This window comes from Streptomyces davaonensis JCM 4913, assembly GCF_000349325.1.
In the GTDB taxonomy this organism is placed as follows: Bacteria; Actinomycetota; Actinomycetes; order Streptomycetales; family Streptomycetaceae; genus Streptomyces; species Streptomyces davaonensis.
Genome location: NC_020504.1, coordinates 5,244,394 through 5,264,405 on the forward strand (window position 1 = coordinate 5,244,394; position 20,012 = coordinate 5,264,405).

Sequence of the window (20,012 nt, forward strand, 5' to 3'; positions counted from 1 at the left end):
TTCCGGGGAAACCTCAGCGGTCCTGACGGGATTTGAACCCGCGGCCTCCACCTTGACAGGGTGGCGAGCACTCCAAACTGCTCCACAGGACCAAGCTTTGTGGGCGACCACTAGTGTCGCACACGGTTTTGCGTGCCCCCAACGGGATTCGAACCCGTGCTACCGCCTTGAAAGGGCGGCGTCCTAGGCCGCTAGACGATGAGGGCTATCGGCCCGCCTGCGCGCTTCTCAGCGCGTCGGGGACGTGAGAAGCATATGGGATGGCGGGAGGGATCGCCAAAACGGTTTACGGGGAGGGGGTGGGGGTGGGCGACACACCCGGTTGGTTCTCCTCCGGGAGGTGGCGGCTGACCTCGGCTGTCGTCAGGCCCAGGCCGCCCAGTTCGATCTCGTCCCAGGCCTGGAGGCGGCGGGTGTCACGGTCGAAGTAGAGGATCGAGGCTTCGATGGGGTCGGGGTAGTCGCCCTCCACCGCGCGTAGGCCGCTGCCGCCTGTCGAGCCTTCGATGCGCAGGCGGGTGCCCTGTTCCAGCATCTCCATCTCGTCGTGGTGGAGGTGGCCGGCGAGGATCAAGGGGACCTCGCCGTCCACCTCGCGGGCCGCGGAGGGTTCGTGGGCCATGGCCACGTCCACCGGCCTGCCCGCCGCCTTCTGGTCGCGCAGGGCCGAGGCCAGTCGGGCGCCGGCCAGTTCCTGGGTGGCCTCGGCGCCGGTCTTGTTCGTGCGGTCGGGGGTGAACTGGGGGTCGCCGATTCCCGCGAAGCGCAGGCCGGCGATGGTGCGGGCGCGGCCCTCGTCCAGGACGTGGACGTTCTCCAGGTCCTCCAGGTACCGCTGGGTGAGGATGGAGTCGTGGTTGCCGCGGACCCAGACGTAGGGCGCGCCCAGGTCCTCGATCGGGTCCAGGAAGCCGTTCTCCGCCGCTGTGCCGTGGTCCATCGTGTCGCCGGTGTCGGCGATCACGTTGACCTGGTACTGCTCCACCAGCGAGGCGATGATCTTCCAGCTCGCCGGGTTGAGGTGGATGTCGGAGACGTGCAGGACGCGGATCGTCGACGGGTCCGGTTGGTACGCCGGGAGTGTCGAGGTCGCGTCGTAGAGCTTGGTCACGTTGGTGACCAGGCGGGCCAACTCCTTCTGGTAGACGTCGAATTCGGTGACGATGTTGCGTGCGTCTCCTACGAGGGAGGGGGCGGAGGACAGGAGTCCGGAGAATTTGGGTTCCAGGACTGAGTTCGGGTTCCAGGTGGCTGCCGCTGTGCCGCCGGATGCTGCCAGCAGGGTCAGGGCGAGGCCGCCTGCGGCGAGGGCGCGGCGGGGGCGGCGGTAGACGGCCAGGCCCAGTGCGGTGGCGCCGGTGACGACGGCGACGCAGGAGCGCAGGGCCAGGTCGCGGGTGCCGTGGGCGACGTCGTGGGCGACTTCGTCCTGGAGTCCGGAGAGGCGTTCGGGGTGGTCGACGAGGGCCTGGGCGCGTTCGGGGTCCAGTCGGTCGACGTTGACGTCCAGGCGGACCGGTGCGATGTGGCTGTCCAGCTGGAGTGCGCCGAGCGGTGAGACGTTGATCTTTGTGCCGCCGCTGACGGAGGGGCGCAGGGTCATGGTGGTGTCCATGGGGCCGACGGACACGCGTACGTTGCCCACGATCAGCAGTCCCAGCCAGGCGCCGAGCAGGACGACCGTGATCAGCCCCAGCGCGCGGATCCAGGGGCGCGGCTGCTCGGTGAGCTGGACCGTGCCGGGCGGTGCCTGGCGGGTGCGCGGGGTCCTGCGTATGCGGTTGGCGGCGGTCAGTATGCGGGCTGCGGCTGGGACGCGGGCCATTGGTCCCGTATGCCCAAGTGCGCGGGTGGATATGCCGGGCGCCGGCGGCTCTCGTACGGGCCTCGTGTGCCGGACAATGGCTCTGTGCTGGAGATGACGCGTGAGGAGTTCGAGGAACTGGTCGCCGAGGCGCTGGACCGGATCCCGCCGGAGCTGACGCGGCTGATGGACAACGTGGCGGTGTTCGTGGAGGACGAGCCGCCCGCCGACGATCCTGAGCTGCTGGGGCTGTACGAGGGGACGCCGCTGACGGATCGCGGTGAGTGGTACGCGGGTGTGCTGCCGGACCGGATCACGATCTATCGCGGGCCGACGCTGCGGATGTGTGATTCGCGGGAGGACGTCGTCGCGGAGACCGAGGTGACGGTGGTGCATGAGATCGCGCATCACTTCGGCATCGACGATGCCCGGCTGCATGCGCTCGGGTACGGGTGAGCGCCGGCTGATACGGGTCGCGTGTCCTCTTGTGGGCGGGGGGAGTTGGGGAGGTTGACTCCTTCATCCTCCACCGGAGGTGGCTGCCCGTGCGCCCCTTGTACGTACCTGTCCGTCTGGCCGCCACGGTCATGGCTGTCGCCGCTGCTGCCGGTTGTATGAGCGTGGGTGACGACGGTGCCGGAAAGGGTGCGAAGCCGTCGCATTCGGCGGGGCGGCGGGGCGGGGAGGCGCCGGACGGTGGGTCCGCGGTGTCGGGTGGGGGTGCGGGGTACGGGGCCGCGGCTTCCGACGGCAGGCGGGGCAAGGACGGCAAAGGGGACGGGAAGGGCAAGGGGAAGGGCAGGAAGGGCGAGGACGGGGAGTCGGCGTCGCCGTCGGCTTCCGCGTCGGCCGGGCCGAGCGAGGACGCGCACGAGCCGGGCAAGCCGGACCGGACGGAGAAGCCCGGGGGGCCGCCGGAGCCGACCGAGGAGCCGCCGACTCCGACCCGCCCGGCGGAGCCGTCCCCGACGCCGACCCCGCCGGAGCCGTCGGTCACTCCCTCGCCGACGGTCGCCGAGCCGTCCTCCTCGGCGCACGGGGAGGCGGAGCCGATGCTCCAGCGTGAGCCCGCGCCGGAGGCCGGGGCTCCGGTGTGACGTAGGTCTACCGGACTCGGTTTGCCTTGGGGGGTGGGGGGTGCGTATGGTGGTAGATCGTTTGATCCCATTTGCCCGGCGCCAATGCAGAGCGCGCCGTGTGGCGCGTTCTCTCCCTTGCCGTGGCTGACCGCATAGAGGCGGTCGTATTGCGAATCACGGAGTTGACGGGCGCGTGCCGACGAGACTCCGGAAGGTTTCGCATACGCATGTCCATTTCCAGTTCTGATCACATCGTCCTGCCCGAGAACGACGAGAACGAGATCGTCGTTGTCGAGGGCGAGACCGTCGAGGAGACGCCCGAGGTCACCTTCGCGGACCTCGGTCTCCCCGAGGGCGTCGTGCGCAAGCTCGCGCAGAACGGCGTGACCACCCCCTTCCCGATCCAGGCCGCGACCATCCCGGACGCCCTGGCCGGCAAGGACATCCTGGGCCGCGGTCGTACCGGCTCCGGCAAGACCCTCTCCTTCGGTCTGCCGACCCTGGCCCGCCTCTCCGGCGGCCGTACCGAGAAGCACCGTCCGCGCGCCGTCATCCTCACCCCGACCCGTGAGCTCGCGATGCAGGTCGCGGACGCGCTTCAGCCCTACGGCGACCAGCTCGGCCTGAAGATGAAGGTCGTCTGCGGCGGTACGTCGATGGGCAACCAGATCTACGCCCTGGAGCGCGGCGTGGATGTGCTGGTGGCCACCCCGGGCCGGCTGCGCGACATCATCAACCGCGGCGCCTGCTCCCTCGAGGACGTCGAGGTCGCGGTGCTCGACGAGGCCGACCAGATGTCCGACCTGGGCTTCCTGCCCGAGGTCACCGAGCTGCTGGACCAGGTTCCGGCGGGCGGTCAGCGGATGCTGTTCTCCGCGACGATGGAGAACGAGATCCAGACCCTCGTCTCCCGCTACCTGAACGAGCCGGTCAGCCACGAGGTCGACGCGGCCCAGGGCGCGGTGACGACCATGTCGCACCACATCCTCATCGTGAAGCCCAAGGACAAGGCGCCGGTCACGGCCGCGATCGCCTCCCGCAAGGGCCGCACGATCATCTTCGTCCGCACCCAGCTCGGCGCCGACCGTGTCGCGGAGCAGCTGCGGGACGCCGGGGTGAAGGCGGACGCGCTGCACGGCGGTATGACGCAGGGTGCGCGCACCCGGACGCTGGCCGACTTCAAGGACGGTTACGTCAACGTCCTCGTCGCCACCGATGTCGCCGCTCGCGGTATTCACGTCGACGGCATCGACCTGGTCCTGAACGTCGACCCGGCCGGTGACCACAAGGACTACCTGCACCGGGCCGGCCGTACGGCGCGTGCGGGCCGCACGGGCACGGTCGTGTCCCTGTCCCTGCCGCACCAGCGTCGCCAGATCTTCCGGCTGATGGAGGACGCGGGCGTCGACGCCGGGCGTCACATCATCCAGGGCGGCGCGGCCTTCGACCCGGAGGTCGCCGAGATCACCGGCGCCCGTTCGATGACCGAGGTGCAGGCCGAGTCCGCGGGCAACGCGGCGCAGCAGGCCGAGCGTGAGGTCTCGCACCTCACCAAGCAGCTGGAGCGTGCGCAGCGGCGTGCGGCCGAGCTGCGCGAGGAGGCCGACCGTCTGGTCGCCCGGGTCGCCCGTGAGCGCGGCGAGGACCCGGAGGCCGCGGTGGCCGAGGCGCAGGCGGCGGCGGTGGCGGCCGAGACCGCCGTACCGGAGCAGCCGGTGGCGCAGGACGTGGACCGGACCGAGCGTGCCGAGGGTTCGTACGAGCGTCGTGAGCGCCGTGACGACCGTCGGGACGGTGACCGTGGTGGCCGTTCCTTCGAGCGCCGCGACAACGACCGTGGTGGGTTCCGTCGGGACAACGACCGTGGTGAGCGTTCGTTCGAGCGTCGGGACAACGACCGGGGCGGTTTCCGCCGGGACAACGACCGTGGTGAGCGTTCGTTCGAGCGTCGGGACAACGACCGGGGCGGCTTCCGTCGCGACAACGACCGCCGGGACGGCGACCGCGGTGGCCGTTCCTTCGAGCGCCGCGACGACCGTGGTGGGTTCCGCCGGGACAACGACCGTCGGGACGGCTTCCGTCGCGACGACCGTGGCGGCCGTTCCTTCGACGACCGCGGTGGGCGTTCCTTCGAGCGTCGTGACAACGACCGTGGTGGGTTCCGCCGGGACAACGACCGTGGTGGCCGTTCCTTCGAGCGCCGCGACGAGCGTGGTGGGCACCGTGGCAGCGACCGTCCGTTCAACCGCGACCGCCAGGGCGACCGTCCCGGCTTCCGCTCCGGCGGCCACGAGCGCCCCTACGGCCGCCGTGACGACCACCGCGGTGGCACCGGTTCCTCGTTCGGCCGCCGCGACGACAAGCCGCGCTGGAAGCGCAACGGCTGATCCTCAGCCGTAAATACTGAGGCCCGCACGATTTCGGTCGTGCGGGCCTTCTTTTTAGCCAGTCGTGGCGCATGTCACGCCCTCCATGCGGGAATCGCTGGGGGCATGACAAGTGACGGACAACTCTCCGACGAAGAGCGGCTGGCCCAGCTCGGCTACACGCAGGTTCTCGCCCGCCGCATGTCGGCGTTCTCCAACTACGCGGTCTCCTTCACCATCATCTCGGTGCTGTCGGGCTGTCTGACGCTGTATCTGTTCGGCATGAACACCGGCGGCCCGGCGGTGATCACCTGGGGCTGGGTGGCCGTAGGCCTGATGACGCTGTTCGTCGGGCTCGCGATGGCGGAGATCTGCTCGGCCTATCCGACCTCGGCGGGCCTGTACTTCTGGGCCCACCGCCTGGCTCCGCCCCGCTCCGCGGCGGCCTGGGCCTGGTTCACGGGCTGGTTCAACGTGCTCGGCCAGGTCGCGGTGACCGCGGGCATCGACTTCGGCGCGGCGTCCTTCCTCGGCGCGTACCTGAACCTCCAGTTCGACTTCGAGGTGACGCCGGGCCGCACGATCGTTCTGTTCGCCGGGATCCTGGTCCTGCACGGCCTGCTGAACACCTTCGGCGTGCGGATCGTCGCGCTGCTGAACAGCGTGAGCGTGTGGTGGCACGTCATCGGGGTCGCGGTCATCGTCGGCGCGCTGACCTTCGTACCGGACGAGCACCAGTCCGCGTCGTTCGTCTTCGGCGAGTTCGTGAACAACACGGGCTGGGGCAGCGGGGTGTACGTGGTCGCGCTGGGCCTGCTGATGGCGCAGTACACCTTCACCGGCTACGACGCCTCCGCCCATATGACCGAGGAGACGCACGACGCGTCCACGGCGGGCCCCAAGGGCATCGTGCAGTCCATCTGGACGTCGTGGATCGCGGGTTTCGTCCTCCTCCTGGGTTTCACCTTCGCGATCCAGTCGTACGAAGGTGCCCTGACGTCCCCGACCGGCGCCCCGCCCGCCCAGATCCTGCTCGACGCGCTCGGCGCGACGGCGGGCAAGCTGCTGCTCCTGGTGGTGATCGGGGCGCAACTGTTCTGCGGGATGGCGTCCGTCACCGCCAACAGCCGCATGATCTACGCCTTCTCACGCGACGGCGCGCTCCCCTGGTCGCACATCTGGCACTCGGTGAGCCCGCGCACGCGCACCCCGGTGGCGGCGGTGTGGCTGGCGGCGTTCGGGGCGCTCGTCCTGGGCCTGCCCTACCTGATCAACGTGACGGCGTACGCGGCAGTGACCTCGATCGCCGTGATCGGCCTCTACATCGCCTACGTCATCCCGACGCTGCTGCGGCTGCGCAAGGGCGAGGACTTCGAGCGCGGGCCCTGGCATCTCGGGCGCTGGTCGAAGGTGATCGGAGTGGTGGCGGTGGCCTGGGTCGGCGTCATCACGGTCCTCTTCATGCTCCCGCAGGTCTCCCCGGTCACCGCCGAGACCTTCAACTACGCCCCGGTCGCCGTCCTGGTCGTGCTCGGCTTCGCGGCGGCCTGGTGGCTGGCCTCGGCCCGGCACTGGTTCCTCAACCCCGAGCACGCCCGCACGATCGCCCGCGAGGCGGCCCGCGCCGGCGCCCCCGAACCCGCCGATCCGTAACCCGGCACGCCCCGGACGCGGCCGTGTCCCCGATACCCGATCGGAGACCCGGCCACGTCCGGCTATGCTCGTGGGGGCAACATCGCCTGGGCCCTTAGCTCAATTGGCAGAGCAGTGGACTTTTAATCCATTGGTTGTGGGTTCGAGTCCCACAGGGCCTACGGGTTGTAGGTGGGGGTTAACGCCTCTGACCTGCTGTGCAGCGCCTGAGTCGGCTTCGGTCGGGTCGGGCGCTGCCGCGTTTTCGGAACAGTCGTCAGTGCTGTGCCGGGACGCCGAGGTCGTCGAGGAGTCCGCGGACGCGGCGTTCGATCTCGTCGCGGATGGGCCGGACGTCGTCGACAGCCCTGCCCGCAGGGTCGTCGAGGGTCCAGTCGAGGTAGCGCTTGCCGGGGAAGACCGGGCAGGCGTCGCCGCAGCCCATGGTGACGACGACGTCGGCGGCGCGGACGATCTCGTCGGTCCAGGGCTTGGCGAACTCGCGGGAGATGTCGATGCCGCGTTCGCTCATCGCGGCGATGGCCGACGGGTTGATCTCGTGTCCGGGTTCGGAGCCGCCCGACCAGGCGACGGCGCCCTCCCCGGCGAGGTGTTGGAAGAAGCCCATGGCCATCTGGCTGCGGCCGGCGTTGTGGACGCAGAGGAAGAGCACGACGGGCTTGCCGTCGGTGATGTGCCCTTCGACCTTGGCCAGGGCGTACAGGCGCTGACGGGCGAACCGCTCGGCCAGCAGGGGGAGGAAGTTGGGGATCGAACTGCGGCTGGCGAACTGGTCGTAGCTGGTGTGCAGGAACCGTTCGATCGTCTCCTGGCCGAAGGTGCCGTCGAATTGGCGGCCCAGGTGGGTGGCGGCGGTGCGCAGGGCGAGCTGCTGATCGATGCTCAGGTCACGGTGCGGGAAGGACGCGGTCTCGGTCATCGCTGCCTCCAGGCGGGCGGACGGCGGGTGCCAGCCGGTCGATGCGGTCGGCGAGATCACTCAGGGCGTCGGCGAAGGCGTCGTCGGTGCCGGTGCGGGTGGGGTCGGGAACCGACCAGTGCAGCCGGTCGGGTGCCAGGGAGCCGAGTTGTTCGTGGGCGTTGTCGCAGACGGCGACGACGAGGTCGTCGGGGCGCAGGGTGTCGTCGATGTGGGAGGTCCGGGCGGGGGTCAGGGAGAGGCCGTGTGCACGGGCGGCCGCGACGGCTCGGGGGTGGACGCGTCGGGCGGGCTCGGTGCCCGCCGAGGCGGTCGGCACGGTGCTGTGGCGCTTCCAGAGGGCCGCGGCCAGGTGCGAGCGGGCGGAGTTGTGCGTGCAGACGAACACCACGCGGGGTGCCGTCCGCAGCGGTGTGGGCATGGTGTCGGCCAGGGCCTGCACCCGCAGGTGGAGGTAGGTGCGGCGTCTGTCCCCCTCCGAGCGGGAGCGTTCGATCAGGCCGACCTGGTCGAGGAGCTTGAGGTGGTGGGCGAGGAGGTTGCTGGGCAGGCCCAGTTCCTGGCCGAGCTCGCCGGGCGAGGCATCGCCCAGCAGCAGCCGGTCGACGATCGCCAAGCGCGCGGGTTCCCCCAGCGCCGCGTGCCGTTGTGCCCGCGCCACGACCGTTGCAGACCAGTCAGCATTCATTGACTCAATTTTTGCTGAGCTTATGGCCCTCGTCAATCGGTTGGAGCATGCGGCGTTGTACGTCCAGGTGGTGCTCGCTCATCCAGGCCTGTGCCGCGACCTGGACGGCGTCCCAGGGGGAGCCAAGGGGCGGGGTGTAGGAGAGATCGAGTTCGCTGATGCCGTCGACCGGCATGCCGTGGAAGAGCGCGGTGGCGTACGTGTCCACACGCTTGGAGATCTCCGCACCGCGGCGTCCGACGAGTTGGGCGCCGAGCAGGAGACCGCTGGAGGTGTCGCCGGTGACGCGGATCGAGATCGGGGCGGCGCCGGGGTAGTACGCCTTGTGGTCGTCGGGGCGGCTTGCGGTGGTGGCCGGTGTCCAGCCCCGCCCGGCGGCCGCGGCCTCGTGGTCGCGCAGACCGGTGCGGGCGGCGACGAGGTCGAAGACCTTGACCACCTGGGTGCCGAGGCTGCCGGCGAACCAGCGATGGCCGCCGAGCGCGTTCTCCCCCGCGATCCGGCCCTGCTTGTGGGCCGTTGTGCCCAGGGGCAGCCACGTTTTGCCGAGCAGGCGGTGGTGGGTGACGACGCAGTCGCCGGCCGCGTACACGTCGGGCAGCGAGGTGCGCATGTACTCGTCGACCTCGATCGCGCCCTGCACGCCGAGCTCGGCTCCGGCCGCGGCGGCGAGCGCCGTGTCGGGGGTGACTCCGACGACGACCAGGACGAGGTCGGTGCCGCGGGTGAAGGTCGTGCCGTCGGGGCCGGTGGCGCGGACGTCGAGGACGTGGCCGGATGCGGCACGGGCGATCTGCGAGACCGTCGTGCCGGTGAGTACCTCGACTCCGTGGGCCGTGAGTTCGGCATGCACGAGGGCGCCGAGTTCCGGGTCGACGGTGGGCAGGACTTCGGGGAGGGCCTCGATCTGGGTGACCTTCAGGCCGCGGGTGGTGAGGGCTTCGGCCATCTCCAGGCCGATGTAGCCGGCTCCGACGACCACGGCCGTCTTCGGGCGGCGGGCGGCGAGGCTCTGCATCACGGCGAAGGTGTCGCCCATGCTGTGCAGCAGATGGACCCCGTCGACCGGGCCGAGCGCGTCGGGCCCGGCGAGGCCCGCGATCGGCGGGCGGGAGCTGACGGCCCCGGTGCCCACGATCAGTGCGTCGTACGGCAGTTGCTCGGTACGGCCGTCGGCGTCCCGCACGGCCAGTCGCCTGCCGGGCACGTCGATGCCGGTGGCGAGGGTGTCGGTGCGCACCTGCATGCCGGTGGCCTTCAGCTCGGCGAGGGTGCGGTGGGCCAGGTCGCTCCAGTGGCCGACCTCGCCGGAGACGTAGTAGGGGATGCCGCAGATGGAGAAGTTCGGGTAGGCGTCGGCCACGACCACGGTGACCTCGCTGTCGGGATCCAGTTCGCGGACGCGCAGGGCCGCGCTGATGCCGGCGTCGCTGCCGCCGATGGCGACGATGCGTCTGCTGGCCACCGGGATACCTCCGTCAGATTCGTCGGAGTTCGTCGAGGTTCTTCGGGGTTCTTCGGGGTTCGTCAGAGTTCGTCGGAGAAGGGGGGAGACGGGGCCGGGTGCGTCAGGCAGTGGTCGTGACGGGTTCGCCCGTGGCCTCGGCGTCGTCCAGGGCGGCGAGGTAGCGCTCGGCGTCGAGGGCGGCCGCGCAGCCGGAGCCCGCCGCGGTGATCGCCTGCCGGTAGGTGTGATCGACCACGTCTCCGGCGCCGAAGACGCCGGGGACGTTCGTGCGCGTGGAGGGGGAGGCGACCTTGAGGTAGCCGTCGCCGTCCAGGTCCAGCTGGCCGGCGACCAGGTCGGTGCGCGGGTCGTGGCCGATGGCGACGAACAGCCCGGTGGCCGGGAGGTGGGAGGTCTCGCCGGTGACCGTGTCGCGCAGGGTGAGCCCGGCGAGCTTGCCGCCCGCCTCGTGGATCTCGGCGACCTCGCTGTTCCAGGTGAAGGAGATCTTCGGGTCGGCGAACGCGCGGTCCTGCATGGCCTGGGAGGCGCGCAGAGCGTCGCGGCGGTGGACGACGGTCACGGAGGCGGCGAAGCGGGAGAGGAACGTGGCCTCCTCCATCGCCGTGTCGCCGCCGCCCACGACGACGATGTGGTGGTCGCGGAAGAAGAAGCCGTCGCAGGTCGCGCAGTACGACACACCCCGGCCGGACAGCGCGTCCTCGCCCGGCAGATCGAGCTTGCGGTGCTGCGAGCCGGTTGCCACGATCACCGCCCTGGCCCGGTGGACCGTGCCCGCGCTGTCCGTGACGGTCTTCACGGGGCCGGTGAGGTCGACTTCCACGATGTCGTCGGGGACGAGCTCGGCGCCGAAACGCTCGGCCTGGGCCCGCATGTTCTCCATCAGATCCGGGCCCATGATGCCGTCGCGGAAGCCGGGGAAGTTCTCCACCTCGGTCGTCTGCACCAGCGCGCCGCCGGCCGTGACCGCGCCCTCGAAGACCAGCGGCTTCAGCGAGGCGCGGGCGGTGTAGAGGGCGGCGGTGTAGCCGGCGGGGCCGGAACCGACGACGATGACGTTACGGATCTCCGTCTCTGCGCTCATGCCCGGGGCTCCGGCGCGATCTCCTTGATCAGGCCCTCGACCAGCACCTTGATCTCGTCCCGGATCGGGCGGACGGCCTCGACGCCCTGGCCCGCCGGGTCCTCCAGCTGCCAGTCCAGGTACCGCTTGCCGGGGAAGACCGGGCAGGTGTCGCCGCAGCCCATGGTGATGCAGACGTCCGACTCCTTGACCGCGTCCACGGTGAGCATCTTCGGGACCTCGGCGGAGATGTCGATGCCGACCTCGCGCATGGCCTCCACGGCAGCCGGGTTGACGCCCGCGCCCGGGTTGGAGCCGGCGGAGCGGACCTCGACGCGGTCCCCGGCCAGGTGGGTCAGCCACGCGGCGGCCATCTGGGAACGGCCGGCGTTGTGGACACAGACGAAGAGCACGGAGGGCTTTTCGGACATCAGAGGTCTCTCTTGATCTGGCGCCTGCACGGCGGCACAGGAGGGCACGCACACGTCAGTGCCCGGTGGTGTCAGTCACCACTGATGTGACAGTATCAGCGCATGCTGACGTCAGTCGACACTGATCTGATCCGGGTTCTGGCCGACCCGCTCAGGCTCCGGATCGTGACCCTGCTCGCCAAGGAGACGCTCTGCACCACTCACCTCGTGGAGGAGACCGGTGCCAGGCAGACCAACCTCTCCAACCACCTGAAGGTGCTGCGCGAGGCCGGGGTCGTCGAGACGGAGCCGTGCGGCCGGTTCACCTACTACAAGCTGCGCGCGGACGTCATCGCCTCGCTCGCGGGCCAGTTCGCCGAGCTGGCCGAGTCCGCCCGTAGCGCCGCCGACAAGAAGCGGTCCTGCCCCTGACCCCCCTCGCCGCCTCGGCGACCGCACCAAGGAGTCCCCGCTTGACCGCCACGCACGAGCCCGCCGCGGAGTCGGCCATAACCGCCGCCGAGCCGCAGCCCGCTCCGGGCGCCACCCCGCCCCGCAGGCCGCTGGCCGCCCGAGCCGCCGCCGAACTGATCGGCACCGCAGCCCTCGTCGCGGTCGTCATCGGCTCCGGCATCCAGGCCACCGATCTGACCAAGGATGTCGGTGTCCAGCTGCTGGCCAATTCCCTGGCCACCGTCTTCGGCCTCGGCGTCCTGATCCTCCTGCTCGGCCCGGTCTCCGGTGCGCATTTCAATCCCGTGGTCACGCTGGCCGAGTGGTGGACGGGCAGGCGTGGTGGCGCGGGGGTGACGATCCGCGAGGCAGCGGTCTACGTCCCCGCGCAGATCGTGGGTGCGATCGCGGGGGCGGTCCTGGCGGACGCGATGTTCGGTGAGCCGCTGGTGGAGTGGTCCACGCACGACCGGTCGGCCGGGCACCTGCTGCTGGGCGAGGTCGTCGCCACGGCCGGCCTGATCCTGCTGATCTTCGGCCTGGCCCGCACCGACCAGCTGCGCTTCGCGCCGGTGGCGGTCGCCTCGTACATCGGCGCCGCCTACTGGTTCACCTCCTCGACGTCCTTCGCCAACCCGGCGGTGACCATCGGCCGTATGTTCAGCGACACGTTCGCGGGCATTGCCCCCGGCTCGGTCCTGGGCTTCATCGGCATGCAGTTGATCGGCGCCGTGGTCGGGCTGGCACTGGTGGCCCTGATCTTCACGCCGGGCCGGGACGCCGCTGAGTGACACGGACGTCGCAGGTGGTGGTGATCGGCGGCGGCCAGTCCGGGCTCGCCGCCGGCTACCACCTGCGCCGCCTGGGCGTCGACTTCGTCATCCTTGACGCCCGGAGCGCGGCGGGCGGTGCCTGGCAGCACACCTGGGACTCCCTGCGCCTGTTCTCGCCAGCCGCCCACTCCTCGCTGCCCGGCCGCCTCATGCCTCCGCAGATAAGTCGGACCTGCCCCGACGCGCAGCACGTGGTGGAGTACCTCGCCGACTACGAGAAGCGGTACGAGCTGCCCGTCGAGCGGCCCGTGCGGGTCCACGGTGTCCACCGGGACGGCCGATTCCTGCGTGTGGAGAGCGACTCCGGGATGTGGCGTGCCCGCGCAGTGATCAGCGCGACCGGCACCTGGTGGCGGCCCTTTCTCCCCGCCGCGCCAGGCCGTGCGGACTTCGAGGGACGCCAACTGCACACCGTCGGCTACGGCAGCCCGCGGGACTTCACCGGCCGACGGGTGATCGTGGTCGGCGGCGGCAACTCCGGCGCCCAGATCGCCGCCGATCTCGCGTACGACACCGAGTTGACCTGGGTCACCCGGCGCCCGCCCCGTTACCTCGCCGACGACATCGACGGCCGCGCCCTGTTCGACGCGGCCACCGCACGCCGCCGCGCCCTCGACGCGGGCCGCACGGACACCGGCGGCGTGGCCTCGCTGGGCGACATCGTCGCCGTACCGCCCGTCCGCGAGGCCCGCGACCGCGGTCTGCTCAAGGCGAGCCCGATGTTCTCCCGCCTCACCCGCGACGGCGTCGAATGGGCCGACGGGACCCGCGCCGAGGCCGACGCGATCATCTGGTGCACCGGCTTCCGGCCCAGCCTCTTCCACCTCGCGCCGCTCCAACTGCGCGGCCGACGCGGCCACATCGCCACCATCGGCACGCGCACGGTCGACGAGCCGCGCCTCCACCTGCTCGGTTACGGCGACTGGACCGGCCCCGCCTCGGCCACCCTCATCGGTGTCGGCCGCCCCGCCCGGGAAGCCGCCCGCGAGATCAGCGCGCTGCTTTCGGCCTGAACGGCACACCGCCCTGGCCGACCTCTGCTCAGGCCGCAGCCGGCGCCACCGTGAGCAGCTTGCCCATCGCTGCCAGCACCGACGGCTCGACCCGGTAGTACACCCAGGTCCCGCGCCGCTCGGAGGTCAGCAGCCCTGCGTCCTTCAGCTTCTTCAGGTGGTGGGAGACGGTCGGCTGGGAGACGCCGACGTCGGAGATGTCGCACACGCACGCCTCGCCGCCCTCGTGCGAGGCGACCGCGGAGAACAGCCGCAGTCGCACCGGGTCGCCGAGGGCCTTGAACATCCGCGCGGCCGTCTCGGCCTCCTCCGCGGTGAACGGCCGCTCGGTGAGCGGCGGGCAGCAGGGCGCAACAGCGTCGGAGGCGTCGAGCAGCGGCAGCACCTTGGTGTTTGACATGCATCTATGTTGACACACATCGAACCAAGAGACTTTTTGGATTCGATGAATGTCTATGTTGACGCTTGTCGAATCAGGTGCCATGCTGGCCGCGAAGTCATCGACAAACGTCGAAGCAAAGGGGACGCTCGTGACCACGCCCACCACCGACCAGCTGCCCGTCGTCGTCATCGGCGCAGGCCCCGTCGGACTGGCCGCCGCCGCTCACCTCGTCGAGCGCGGCCTGGAACCGCTGGTCCTGGAGGCCGGTCCCACCGCCGCCACGGCCGTACGCGACTGGGCGCACGTCCGACTGTTCTCCCCGTGGGCCGAGGTCACCGACCCGGCCGCCGAGAAGCTCCTCGCCCCCACCGGCTGGGTCCGCCCCGACGGCGCGGCCTACCCCACCGGCGGCGACTGGGCCGAGCGCTACCTCCAGCCGCTCGCCGACGTCCTCGGTGACAAGGTCCGCTACGGCACCACCGTCACCGGCGTCGCCCGCGCGGGCCGAGACCGCATCGTGGACGCCGACCGCGAGGAGCAGCCGTTCACCGTCCACATCCTGGGGACGGACGGCCGTGAGCGGCGAATCACCGCCCGCGCCGTCATCGACGCCTCCGGCACCTGGGCCACCCCCAGCCCGATGGGCGCCGACGGACTGCCCGCCCTCGGCGAGAGGGCAGCGGCCGACCGTATCTCCTACCGCGTCCCGGACCTGCGAGACCCGGCCGCCCGCGCCCGTTACGCCGGCAAGCGCACGGCGGTCATCGGCTCCGGCGCCTCCGCCTTCACCGCGCTGGCCCACCTCGCCGACCTGGCCAAGGAGGAGGCAGGCACGCACGCGGTCTGGATCCTGCGGCGCGGCATCGGCGCGGACACCTTCGGCGGCGGCGACGCCGACCAGCTCCCCGCCCGCGGCGCCCTGGGCCTGCGCGCCAAGGCGGCGGTGGAGGACGGCCACGCGAGCGCGGTCACCGGCTTCCGCACGGAGTCCGTGGAGCGCGACGGCGACCGGTTGGCGTTGGTGGCCGAGGACGGCCGCCGTCTGGACCCGGTCGACGAGATCATCGTGCTGACCGGCCTCCGCCCGGACCTGTCCTTCCTCTCCGAGGTACGCCTCGGCCTCGACGAGCGCCTCCAGGCCCCGACCGCCCTGGCCCCGCTCATCGACCCCAACGTCCACTCCTGCGGCACGGTCTACCCGCACGGCGTGAACGAGCTCTCCCACCCTGAGCAGGACATCTACCTGGTCGGCATGAAGTCCTACGGCCGCGCCCCCACGTTCCTCGCCCTGACCGGCTACGAGCAGGTCCGATCCGTCACCGCCGCGATCGCCGGCGACCGGGAAGCCGCCGAACGTGTCGAGCTGACGCTCCCGGAGACCGGAGTGTGCGGCGGAGCGGGCCTCTACGACGACCCGGAAGACGCTGAGCAGTCCGGCGGCGGATGCTGCGCCGCCCCCACCACCCTCCAGATCGGCACCGGCGCCCCGGCCACCACCGGCGGCTGCTGAACACCCCACTCACACAAGGAGGAACGCCATGTCCCGCGTACAGCTCGCCCTCCGCGTCCCCGACCTCGACGCGTCCGTCGCCTTCTACAGCAAGCTCTTCGGCACCGAGCCCGCCAAACTCCGCGACGGCTACGCCAACTTCGCCATCGCCGAGCCCCCGCTCAAGCTCGTCCTGATCGAAGGCCCCGCGGGCGAGGCGACCCGCATGGACCACCTCGGAGTCGAGGTCGACAGCACCGAAGCCGTCCACACCGCCACCACCCGTCTCGGCGAAGTCGGCCTGGCGACCGATGTGGAGAACGACACCACCTGCTGCTACGCCCTCCAGGACAAGGTCTGGGTCCACGGACCCGGCCAGGAACCCTGGGAGGTGTACGTCGTGAAGGCCGACGCCGACACCCTCGCCAAGCAACAGGGCAGCACCTGCTGCTGATCCGCCGGTGACCAACCTCCACACCAGCGAGTCGTCAGGCCCTTCCAGAGACCCCTGCGTCGGTCACGGGGCCGCCGTCTCCAGGTCTTCCAGGGAGTCGTCGAGGCTTGCCTCGATGTCTCCGAGGGAGTCCTCCATCTGGTCGCCGACGACTTCGCCGGCGATCTTCTCGATTTCCTTGTCGCTGAGGCCGTCGCAGGCGCTGGGGCGGCTGCCTTCCTTGCCGCTCTCCATGGCGTCCTTCATCTGCTCCGCCATGGCGGCCTTGCAAGCGGCGGGGTCGGCTTCGTCGCTGCTGCCGCATGCCGTGAGGCCCGCCGTCGCGAGGGCGAGCAGGGTCGCCAGGGAAGCGGCGGCTTTACGGGTCTTCATGGGTCCCCCAGAGGATCAAGAACGCTGAGAGGGAATCATGCGCTGCCGCGGGGCCGCGTGGGGGTGCTGTGGCTGTCCTGTGACAGGAAGCCCTGATTCCGGTCAGAGGGACGGGATGGCCGAGGCCAGTGCGGCTACCGCTGCCGCCAGTGGGGCCACCGGTTCGGCGAAAGCCGTCAGGCGGTCCAGGGCTCGGCGTACCACTCCCGGTTCGGGGGCGGGGTCGCCGAGTTCGTCGCGCAGGCGGCGGAGTTCCGCGCGGGGGGTGTCCTGGTCGGGGAGGCCCGCGCGGTGTTCGTCCAGGAGGCGTTCGATCAGGGCCAGGTGATCCTGGATCTGGGTTCGTTGGTCTGCTGTGAGGGATTGGAAGGAGACCTGGCCGGCCACCGCTCGTGCGCCGGGGCCCACGGCCTGGTTGGCGACCTGGCTCTGGCCGCCGAACTGCTGCACCCCGAAGTTCGTTCCCTCGGGCGGCTGTTGGGACATCATGGCTTCCTTCCTATTGAGCTGTTGAGCAGCTGAGCTGTTGAGCCAAGAGCTATTGCGGTGCCTGCGCCGTTGCCGTCGCGTTGTGGGCGGTCGCCTGGGCCGCCTGGCCCACGGCCTGGTTGCCGACGACGCTGACCCCGCCGGTCTGGAGGACACCGTGGTTGAGGATCGTCTGCGTCTGGGTGCGGAAGTCGGTCGTGTCCACCCCGTGCTCGTCCAGGAAGTCCCGTACGGCGGCCAGGGCGTGCCGGTCCAGCGCGGCGAACGCCCGCTCGGCGTCGACGCGTTGGAAGTGGTCGAGGTACTCCGCGCTCATGGCGTGCTCGCGGACGCTCAGCCGCGCCCCGCGGTCGAAGGCGGGGTCCGTCTGCGCGGCCGCCCGCTCCCGGCGCTGCCGACGGGGTCTGCCCCACTCGCGCAGGGCGTCGCCCACCACGGCCCGGGGCGCACCGAACAGGGCCGCGCCACTGCGCCGTAGCGCCGTCAGCAGCAGGCCCGCCCGGTGTGCGGGGGTGAGCGAGGCGGGGAGCAGGTCCACTCCGCGCAGGTCGGGGCGGAGCGGGGTGAGGACATGGCGGTCGCAGTGCAGGTGCAGGGTCTTGCCGACGACCGCGATGTGCAGGAGCTGGCTGGGTACCACCGCGCCGCCCCACAGCGGGAGGTGGGCGGCCAGGCAGTGGCGGGGCGTGCCCTGCGGGTCCAGCGCGATCCCTCGTACGGCGGTGTCGGAGAGGCGGGCGGCGGGGGCCTTGAGGAGTGCGGGCAGGAGACGGCGGTCTCCGGTCAGTCGGGTGCCGCTGACGAAGACCCGGTCCTCGACCTCCAGCGCGCCGAGATCGGGCCCGCCGTCGACGGGCGGTTGTGCGGCCGCTTCCCGCAGCCGGGCGCGCAGTCGCTCCACCGCGTCCCAGGTGTCGAAGCCGGTGAGCGGGGTGCCGGGCCCGGCGGGCAGCAGTGGCAGGGACAGCGCCCACTGCGACTGCCGTACGCCCTGGCCGATGAAGGGGGAGAAGCCGCTGTAGACGGTGACGTTGCCGGACTGTGCCTCGGCCATGGCCCGCACTCCGGCCGCCGCCCACGCGGGCTCGGCAGCCGACTCGGGACGGGCCTGCGCGTCGAAGGTCTCCCGGCGCAGGCTCTCGCGCATCAGCCGGTCGGTGTTCAGCTCCTCCTGGCTCATGATCCAGAACGCCCACACCCCACCGCCGATCACTGCCAGCAGCGACGGGACGCCCTTCGCGTACGACCCGGCGAGCCAGCTCCACACCCCGGACAGCGGCAGCGCGGAGAGGAACATGCCGAACAGCACCCCGGCCAGCAGCACCCCCGCGATCGTGCCGGCCAGCCACCGTACGGCCGCCCCGGTGTCCACCGGTTCCCGTCCGCGCACCGCCCGCCGCGGGGCCCGGCAGGCGGCGGCCAGCGCCTTGAAGGAGAGGTGGCCGTAGACCAGCCACAGCGGTCCGAAGACGGCGATGAGGAGGTAGACCGCGGCGAGCCGGTGGTCGCGGGCCCGGTGCAGCCGGCGGGCCGCGAGGCTGTGGCGGACCACGGGTACCAGGTCGACGCCGGGGGAGGAGGCGATCGCGCCGAGCTCGTCGCGCACCACGTCCTCGACGACGCGGCGGGTGAAGTCGGGGTCGGTGTAGGCGGCCGCGCACAGATGGCGGGTGGTGTCGTCGGGCGCGGTGGAGCCCACGGCACCGCCGGGGACGTCGGACGACAGGGGTGCCGAGGAGGGTGCCATGGTGCTGCTCCGTTCGCGGTCACGGGAGCCGATACGGGACATGGCCGCGCGGGTACCGGTCCCGCCGAGCACGGCTGCCAGGGCCACGCCCAGCAGCACGCCGAAGACGAGGCCGTCCACGAGGAAGTTGACGAGCACCTGGTCCGGCTGGGCGCCGAAGAACGACAGGGCCTCGTCGCCGTCGGCCTTGACGACGGCCCAGGACGCCACCGCCGCGACGAGCGACATGAAGACGGCCGTGCCGAACGCGGCCAGCCACCGCACACCCCGGGACGCCGGGCTCCGGGTCAGCAGCCGGGGCGCCAGCACCGCACCGGTGAGCAGCACGATCAGCGCCGTGTTGCCCGCGAGGTAGAGGGGTTCGGCGAGGCCCTCCGAGCTGGGTGACAGATCCCAGGTCGGGACGAACAGCGCGCGGTGCACCATGCTCACCACGGGTGTCTCCGGCTGGAACTCGTACAGCGGTTCCCGCATCCAGGGGCTGCCCAGCAGCACCAGCGCTCCGCCCAGCAGGACGGTTCCCCACCCGGTACGCCCGAGTCCCCCACGCCCTGATCGCCCCACGGCAACCCCCCAGTCACAGCCCGGCCGCAGCACTGTACGGAGTCGAACAGCTGCGCACCAGACGCCGGAGAGCCAATTCGGCGGCCGGTCAGACCGCCGAGCGCTCCGTCAACTCGCCCAGCGGAAGCGTGTGTTGGGTCTGGAGGACCTTGGCGCGCAGATAGCGGACGTTGTGCGCGGTGGTGAAGACGCCGGTGGGCACGCGGTCGCGCACGGCGATGCCGAGGTCGCGCAACTGGGCCGCCTTGTCCGGGTTGTTGGAGAGCAGGTCGAGCTCGCCGATGCCGAGGGCGGTCAGCATCTGGGCGGCGGCCGTGTAGTCGCGGGCGTCCTCCGGCAGACCGAGGGCGGCGTTCGCGGCGTAGGTGTCGAGGCCCTGGTCCTGGAGGGCGTACGCGTCGAGCTTGTTGTAGAGGCCGATGCCGCGGCCCTCCTGGCGGAGGTAGAGAAGCACTCCGCCGCGCTCGGCGATGCGCTCGACCGCCTCACGCAGTTGCGGACCGCAGTCGCAGCGGGCCGAGCCGAAGACATCGCCGGTCAGGCACTCGGAGTGGAGCCGGACGAGCGGGACGGGACCGGGGTCGCCGAGGACGACGGCCACGTGCTCCTGGCCGTCGGTGAGGCCGTGGAAGGTGACGAGGTCGGCGTCGACGCTGTAGCCGTCCTGGAAGCGCAGCGGGACGCGGACGCGGGAGCGCGTGGTGGCGGCGGGGTGCTCGGACATGCGGGTCTCCGGTCGTCCTGGGTTGCTGCTTCAGATTTGAAG

Annotated in this window: 20 protein-coding genes and 3 tRNA genes; 10 read left to right on the forward strand and 13 right to left on the reverse strand. The window is 71.2% G+C overall.

Translation table 11 applies throughout. The features are described from left to right. Positions 1–17 precede the first annotated feature (17 nt). From BN159_RS23195 to BN159_RS23205, 3 genes are all read right to left on the reverse strand, one after another. Positions 18–92: transfer RNA gene (locus tag BN159_RS23195), tRNA-Asp, on the reverse strand. A gap of 41 nt (positions 93–133) precedes the next feature. Then, positions 134–206, reverse strand: a tRNA-Glu gene (locus BN159_RS23200). An 80-nt stretch (positions 207–286) separates the two neighbouring features. Beyond that, positions 287–1,825: a metallophosphoesterase family protein gene (locus tag BN159_RS23205; protein WP_015659430.1), complete on the reverse strand. Its 1,539-nt coding sequence runs from the start codon at positions 1,823–1,825 to the stop codon at positions 287–289. Between the two features lie 84 nt (positions 1,826–1,909). Between BN159_RS23205 and BN159_RS23210 the strand changes: the two genes are divergently transcribed. From BN159_RS23210 to BN159_RS23230, 5 genes are all read left to right on the forward strand, one after another. Beyond that, positions 1,910–2,260 carry a metallopeptidase family protein gene (locus BN159_RS23210; RefSeq protein ID WP_041819691.1) on the forward strand — a complete coding sequence of 117 codons (351 nt, stop codon included), beginning with the start codon at positions 1,910–1,912 and terminating at the stop codon, positions 2,258–2,260. An 89-nt stretch (positions 2,261–2,349) separates the two neighbouring features. Then, positions 2,350–2,901, forward strand: a complete 552-nt coding sequence (locus BN159_RS23215) for a hypothetical protein (protein ID WP_015659432.1) — start codon at positions 2,350–2,352, stop codon at positions 2,899–2,901. A 209-nt stretch (positions 2,902–3,110) separates the two neighbouring features. Next, positions 3,111–5,270, forward strand: coding sequence for a DEAD/DEAH box helicase (locus tag BN159_RS23220; RefSeq protein WP_015659433.1), 2,160 nt, complete (start codon positions 3,111–3,113; stop codon positions 5,268–5,270). Between the two features lie 105 nt (positions 5,271–5,375). Next, positions 5,376–6,902 carry an amino acid permease gene (locus BN159_RS23225; protein WP_015659434.1) on the forward strand — a complete coding sequence of 509 codons (1,527 nt, stop codon included), beginning with the start codon at positions 5,376–5,378 and terminating at the stop codon, positions 6,900–6,902. 88 nt (positions 6,903–6,990) lie between these two features. After that, a tRNA-Lys gene (locus BN159_RS23230) sits at positions 6,991–7,063 on the forward strand. A gap of 95 nt (positions 7,064–7,158) precedes the next feature. Here BN159_RS23230 and BN159_RS47575 read toward each other — a convergent pair. From BN159_RS47575 to BN159_RS23255, 5 genes are all read right to left on the reverse strand, one after another. After that, on the reverse strand, positions 7,159–7,821 hold the full coding sequence (locus BN159_RS47575; RefSeq protein WP_015659435.1) for an arsenate reductase ArsC: 663 nt from the start codon (positions 7,819–7,821) through the stop codon (positions 7,159–7,161). Continuing rightward, entirely contained in the window at positions 7,790–8,437 is a 648-nt protein-coding gene (locus BN159_RS23240) for an arsenate reductase/protein-tyrosine-phosphatase family protein (protein ID WP_231905644.1), read from the reverse strand. The genes BN159_RS47575 and BN159_RS23240 overlap by 32 nt, the downstream gene beginning before the upstream one ends. A gap of 76 nt (positions 8,438–8,513) precedes the next feature. Next, on the reverse strand, positions 8,514–9,974 hold the full coding sequence (locus BN159_RS23245) for an FAD-dependent oxidoreductase (protein WP_015659437.1): 1,461 nt from the start codon (positions 9,972–9,974) through the stop codon (positions 8,514–8,516). 103 nt (positions 9,975–10,077) lie between these two features. Then, entirely contained in the window at positions 10,078–11,061 is a 984-nt protein-coding gene (gene trxB, locus BN159_RS23250) for a thioredoxin-disulfide reductase (RefSeq protein WP_015659438.1), read from the reverse strand. Continuing rightward, complete coding sequence (locus BN159_RS23255; protein ID WP_015659439.1) at positions 11,058–11,471, reverse strand: arsenate reductase ArsC; 414 nt, start codon at positions 11,469–11,471, stop codon at positions 11,058–11,060. Before BN159_RS23255 ends, trxB begins: the two co-directional genes overlap by 4 nt. Positions 11,472–11,573: 102 nt before the next feature. On the opposite strand from BN159_RS23255, the gene BN159_RS23260 reads away from it, so the two are divergent. Genes BN159_RS23260 through BN159_RS23270 form a run of 3 tightly spaced genes read left to right on the forward strand, consistent with a single transcriptional unit; the run spans position 11,574 to position 13,749 of the window. Beyond that, positions 11,574–11,882 carry an ArsR/SmtB family transcription factor gene (locus BN159_RS23260; protein WP_015659440.1) on the forward strand — a complete coding sequence of 103 codons (309 nt, stop codon included), beginning with the start codon at positions 11,574–11,576 and terminating at the stop codon, positions 11,880–11,882. 41 nt (positions 11,883–11,923) lie between these two features. Next, positions 11,924–12,694 carry an aquaporin gene (locus tag BN159_RS23265; protein WP_015659441.1) on the forward strand — a complete coding sequence of 257 codons (771 nt, stop codon included), beginning with the start codon at positions 11,924–11,926 and terminating at the stop codon, positions 12,692–12,694. Continuing rightward, positions 12,691–13,749 carry an ArsO family NAD(P)H-dependent flavin-containing monooxygenase gene (locus BN159_RS23270; protein WP_041819694.1) on the forward strand — a complete coding sequence of 353 codons (1,059 nt, stop codon included), beginning with the start codon at positions 12,691–12,693 and terminating at the stop codon, positions 13,747–13,749. Before BN159_RS23265 ends, BN159_RS23270 begins: the two co-directional genes overlap by 4 nt. A gap of 28 nt (positions 13,750–13,777) precedes the next feature. Here the strand turns inward: BN159_RS23270 and BN159_RS23275 are convergent, their stop codons facing one another. Then, the gene (locus BN159_RS23275) at positions 13,778–14,149 is read right to left on the reverse strand and encodes an ArsR/SmtB family transcription factor (protein WP_015659443.1); all 372 of its coding nucleotides are present in this window, start codon (positions 14,147–14,149) and stop codon (positions 13,778–13,780) included. 130 nt (positions 14,150–14,279) lie between these two features. On the opposite strand from BN159_RS23275, the gene BN159_RS23280 reads away from it, so the two are divergent. Then, positions 14,280–15,641 (forward strand): FAD-dependent oxidoreductase, encoded by a 1,362-nt coding sequence (locus tag BN159_RS23280; protein WP_041821759.1) that lies wholly within the window; start codon positions 14,280–14,282, stop codon positions 15,639–15,641. Positions 15,642–15,669: 28 nt separating this feature from the next. Beyond that, positions 15,670–16,074, forward strand: a complete 405-nt coding sequence (locus tag BN159_RS23285; RefSeq protein WP_015659445.1) for an ArsI/CadI family heavy metal resistance metalloenzyme — start codon at positions 15,670–15,672, stop codon at positions 16,072–16,074. A 63-nt stretch (positions 16,075–16,137) separates the two neighbouring features. Here BN159_RS23285 and BN159_RS23290 read toward each other — a convergent pair whose 3' ends face one another. The 4 genes from BN159_RS23290 to BN159_RS23305 all read right to left on the reverse strand — a co-directional run bounded on the left by BN159_RS23290 (position 16,138) and on the right by BN159_RS23305 (position 19,970). After that, positions 16,138–16,446, reverse strand: a complete 309-nt coding sequence (locus BN159_RS23290; RefSeq protein WP_015659446.1) for a hypothetical protein — start codon at positions 16,444–16,446, stop codon at positions 16,138–16,140. 102 nt (positions 16,447–16,548) lie between these two features. After that, complete coding sequence (locus BN159_RS23295) at positions 16,549–16,935, reverse strand: DUF5955 family protein (protein WP_015659447.1); 387 nt, start codon at positions 16,933–16,935, stop codon at positions 16,549–16,551. Positions 16,936–16,984: 49 nt separating this feature from the next. Further along, positions 16,985–19,246 (reverse strand): hypothetical protein, encoded by a 2,262-nt coding sequence (locus BN159_RS23300; protein ID WP_231905645.1) that lies wholly within the window; start codon positions 19,244–19,246, stop codon positions 16,985–16,987. 88 nt (positions 19,247–19,334) lie between these two features. Continuing rightward, on the reverse strand, positions 19,335–19,970 hold the full coding sequence (locus BN159_RS23305) for a GTP cyclohydrolase II (protein ID WP_015659449.1): 636 nt from the start codon (positions 19,968–19,970) through the stop codon (positions 19,335–19,337). Positions 19,971–20,012: the final 42 nt, after the last annotated feature.

Excerpts from the sequence above, each read along its gene's own strand:
- BN159_RS23205 (WP_015659430.1), bottom strand. The coding sequence starts at position 1,825 with ATGGCCCGCGTCCCAGCCGCAGCCCGCATACTGACCGCCGCCAACCGC.
- BN159_RS23220 (WP_015659433.1), top strand. The coding sequence starts at position 3,111 with ATGTCCATTTCCAGTTCTGATCACATCGTCCTGCCCGAGAACGACGAG.
- BN159_RS23225 (WP_015659434.1), top strand. The coding sequence starts at position 5,376 with ATGACAAGTGACGGACAACTCTCCGACGAAGAGCGGCTGGCCCAGCTC.
- BN159_RS47575 (WP_015659435.1), bottom strand. The coding sequence starts at position 7,821 with ATGACCGAGACCGCGTCCTTCCCGCACCGTGACCTGAGCATCGATCAG.
- trxB (WP_015659438.1), bottom strand. The coding sequence starts at position 11,061 with ATGAGCGCAGAGACGGAGATCCGTAACGTCATCGTCGTCGGTTCCGGC.
- BN159_RS23255 (WP_015659439.1), bottom strand. The coding sequence starts at position 11,471 with ATGTCCGAAAAGCCCTCCGTGCTCTTCGTCTGTGTCCACAACGCCGGC.
- BN159_RS23260 (WP_015659440.1), top strand. The coding sequence starts at position 11,574 with ATGCTGACGTCAGTCGACACTGATCTGATCCGGGTTCTGGCCGACCCG.
- BN159_RS23275 (WP_015659443.1), bottom strand. The coding sequence starts at position 14,149 with ATGTCAAACACCAAGGTGCTGCCGCTGCTCGACGCCTCCGACGCTGTT.
- BN159_RS23285 (WP_015659445.1), top strand. The coding sequence starts at position 15,670 with ATGTCCCGCGTACAGCTCGCCCTCCGCGTCCCCGACCTCGACGCGTCC.
- BN159_RS23290 (WP_015659446.1), bottom strand. The coding sequence starts at position 16,446 with ATGAAGACCCGTAAAGCCGCCGCTTCCCTGGCGACCCTGCTCGCCCTC.
- BN159_RS23295 (WP_015659447.1), bottom strand. The coding sequence starts at position 16,935 with ATGATGTCCCAACAGCCGCCCGAGGGAACGAACTTCGGGGTGCAGCAG.
- BN159_RS23305 (WP_015659449.1), bottom strand. The coding sequence starts at position 19,970 with ATGTCCGAGCACCCCGCCGCCACCACGCGCTCCCGCGTCCGCGTCCCG.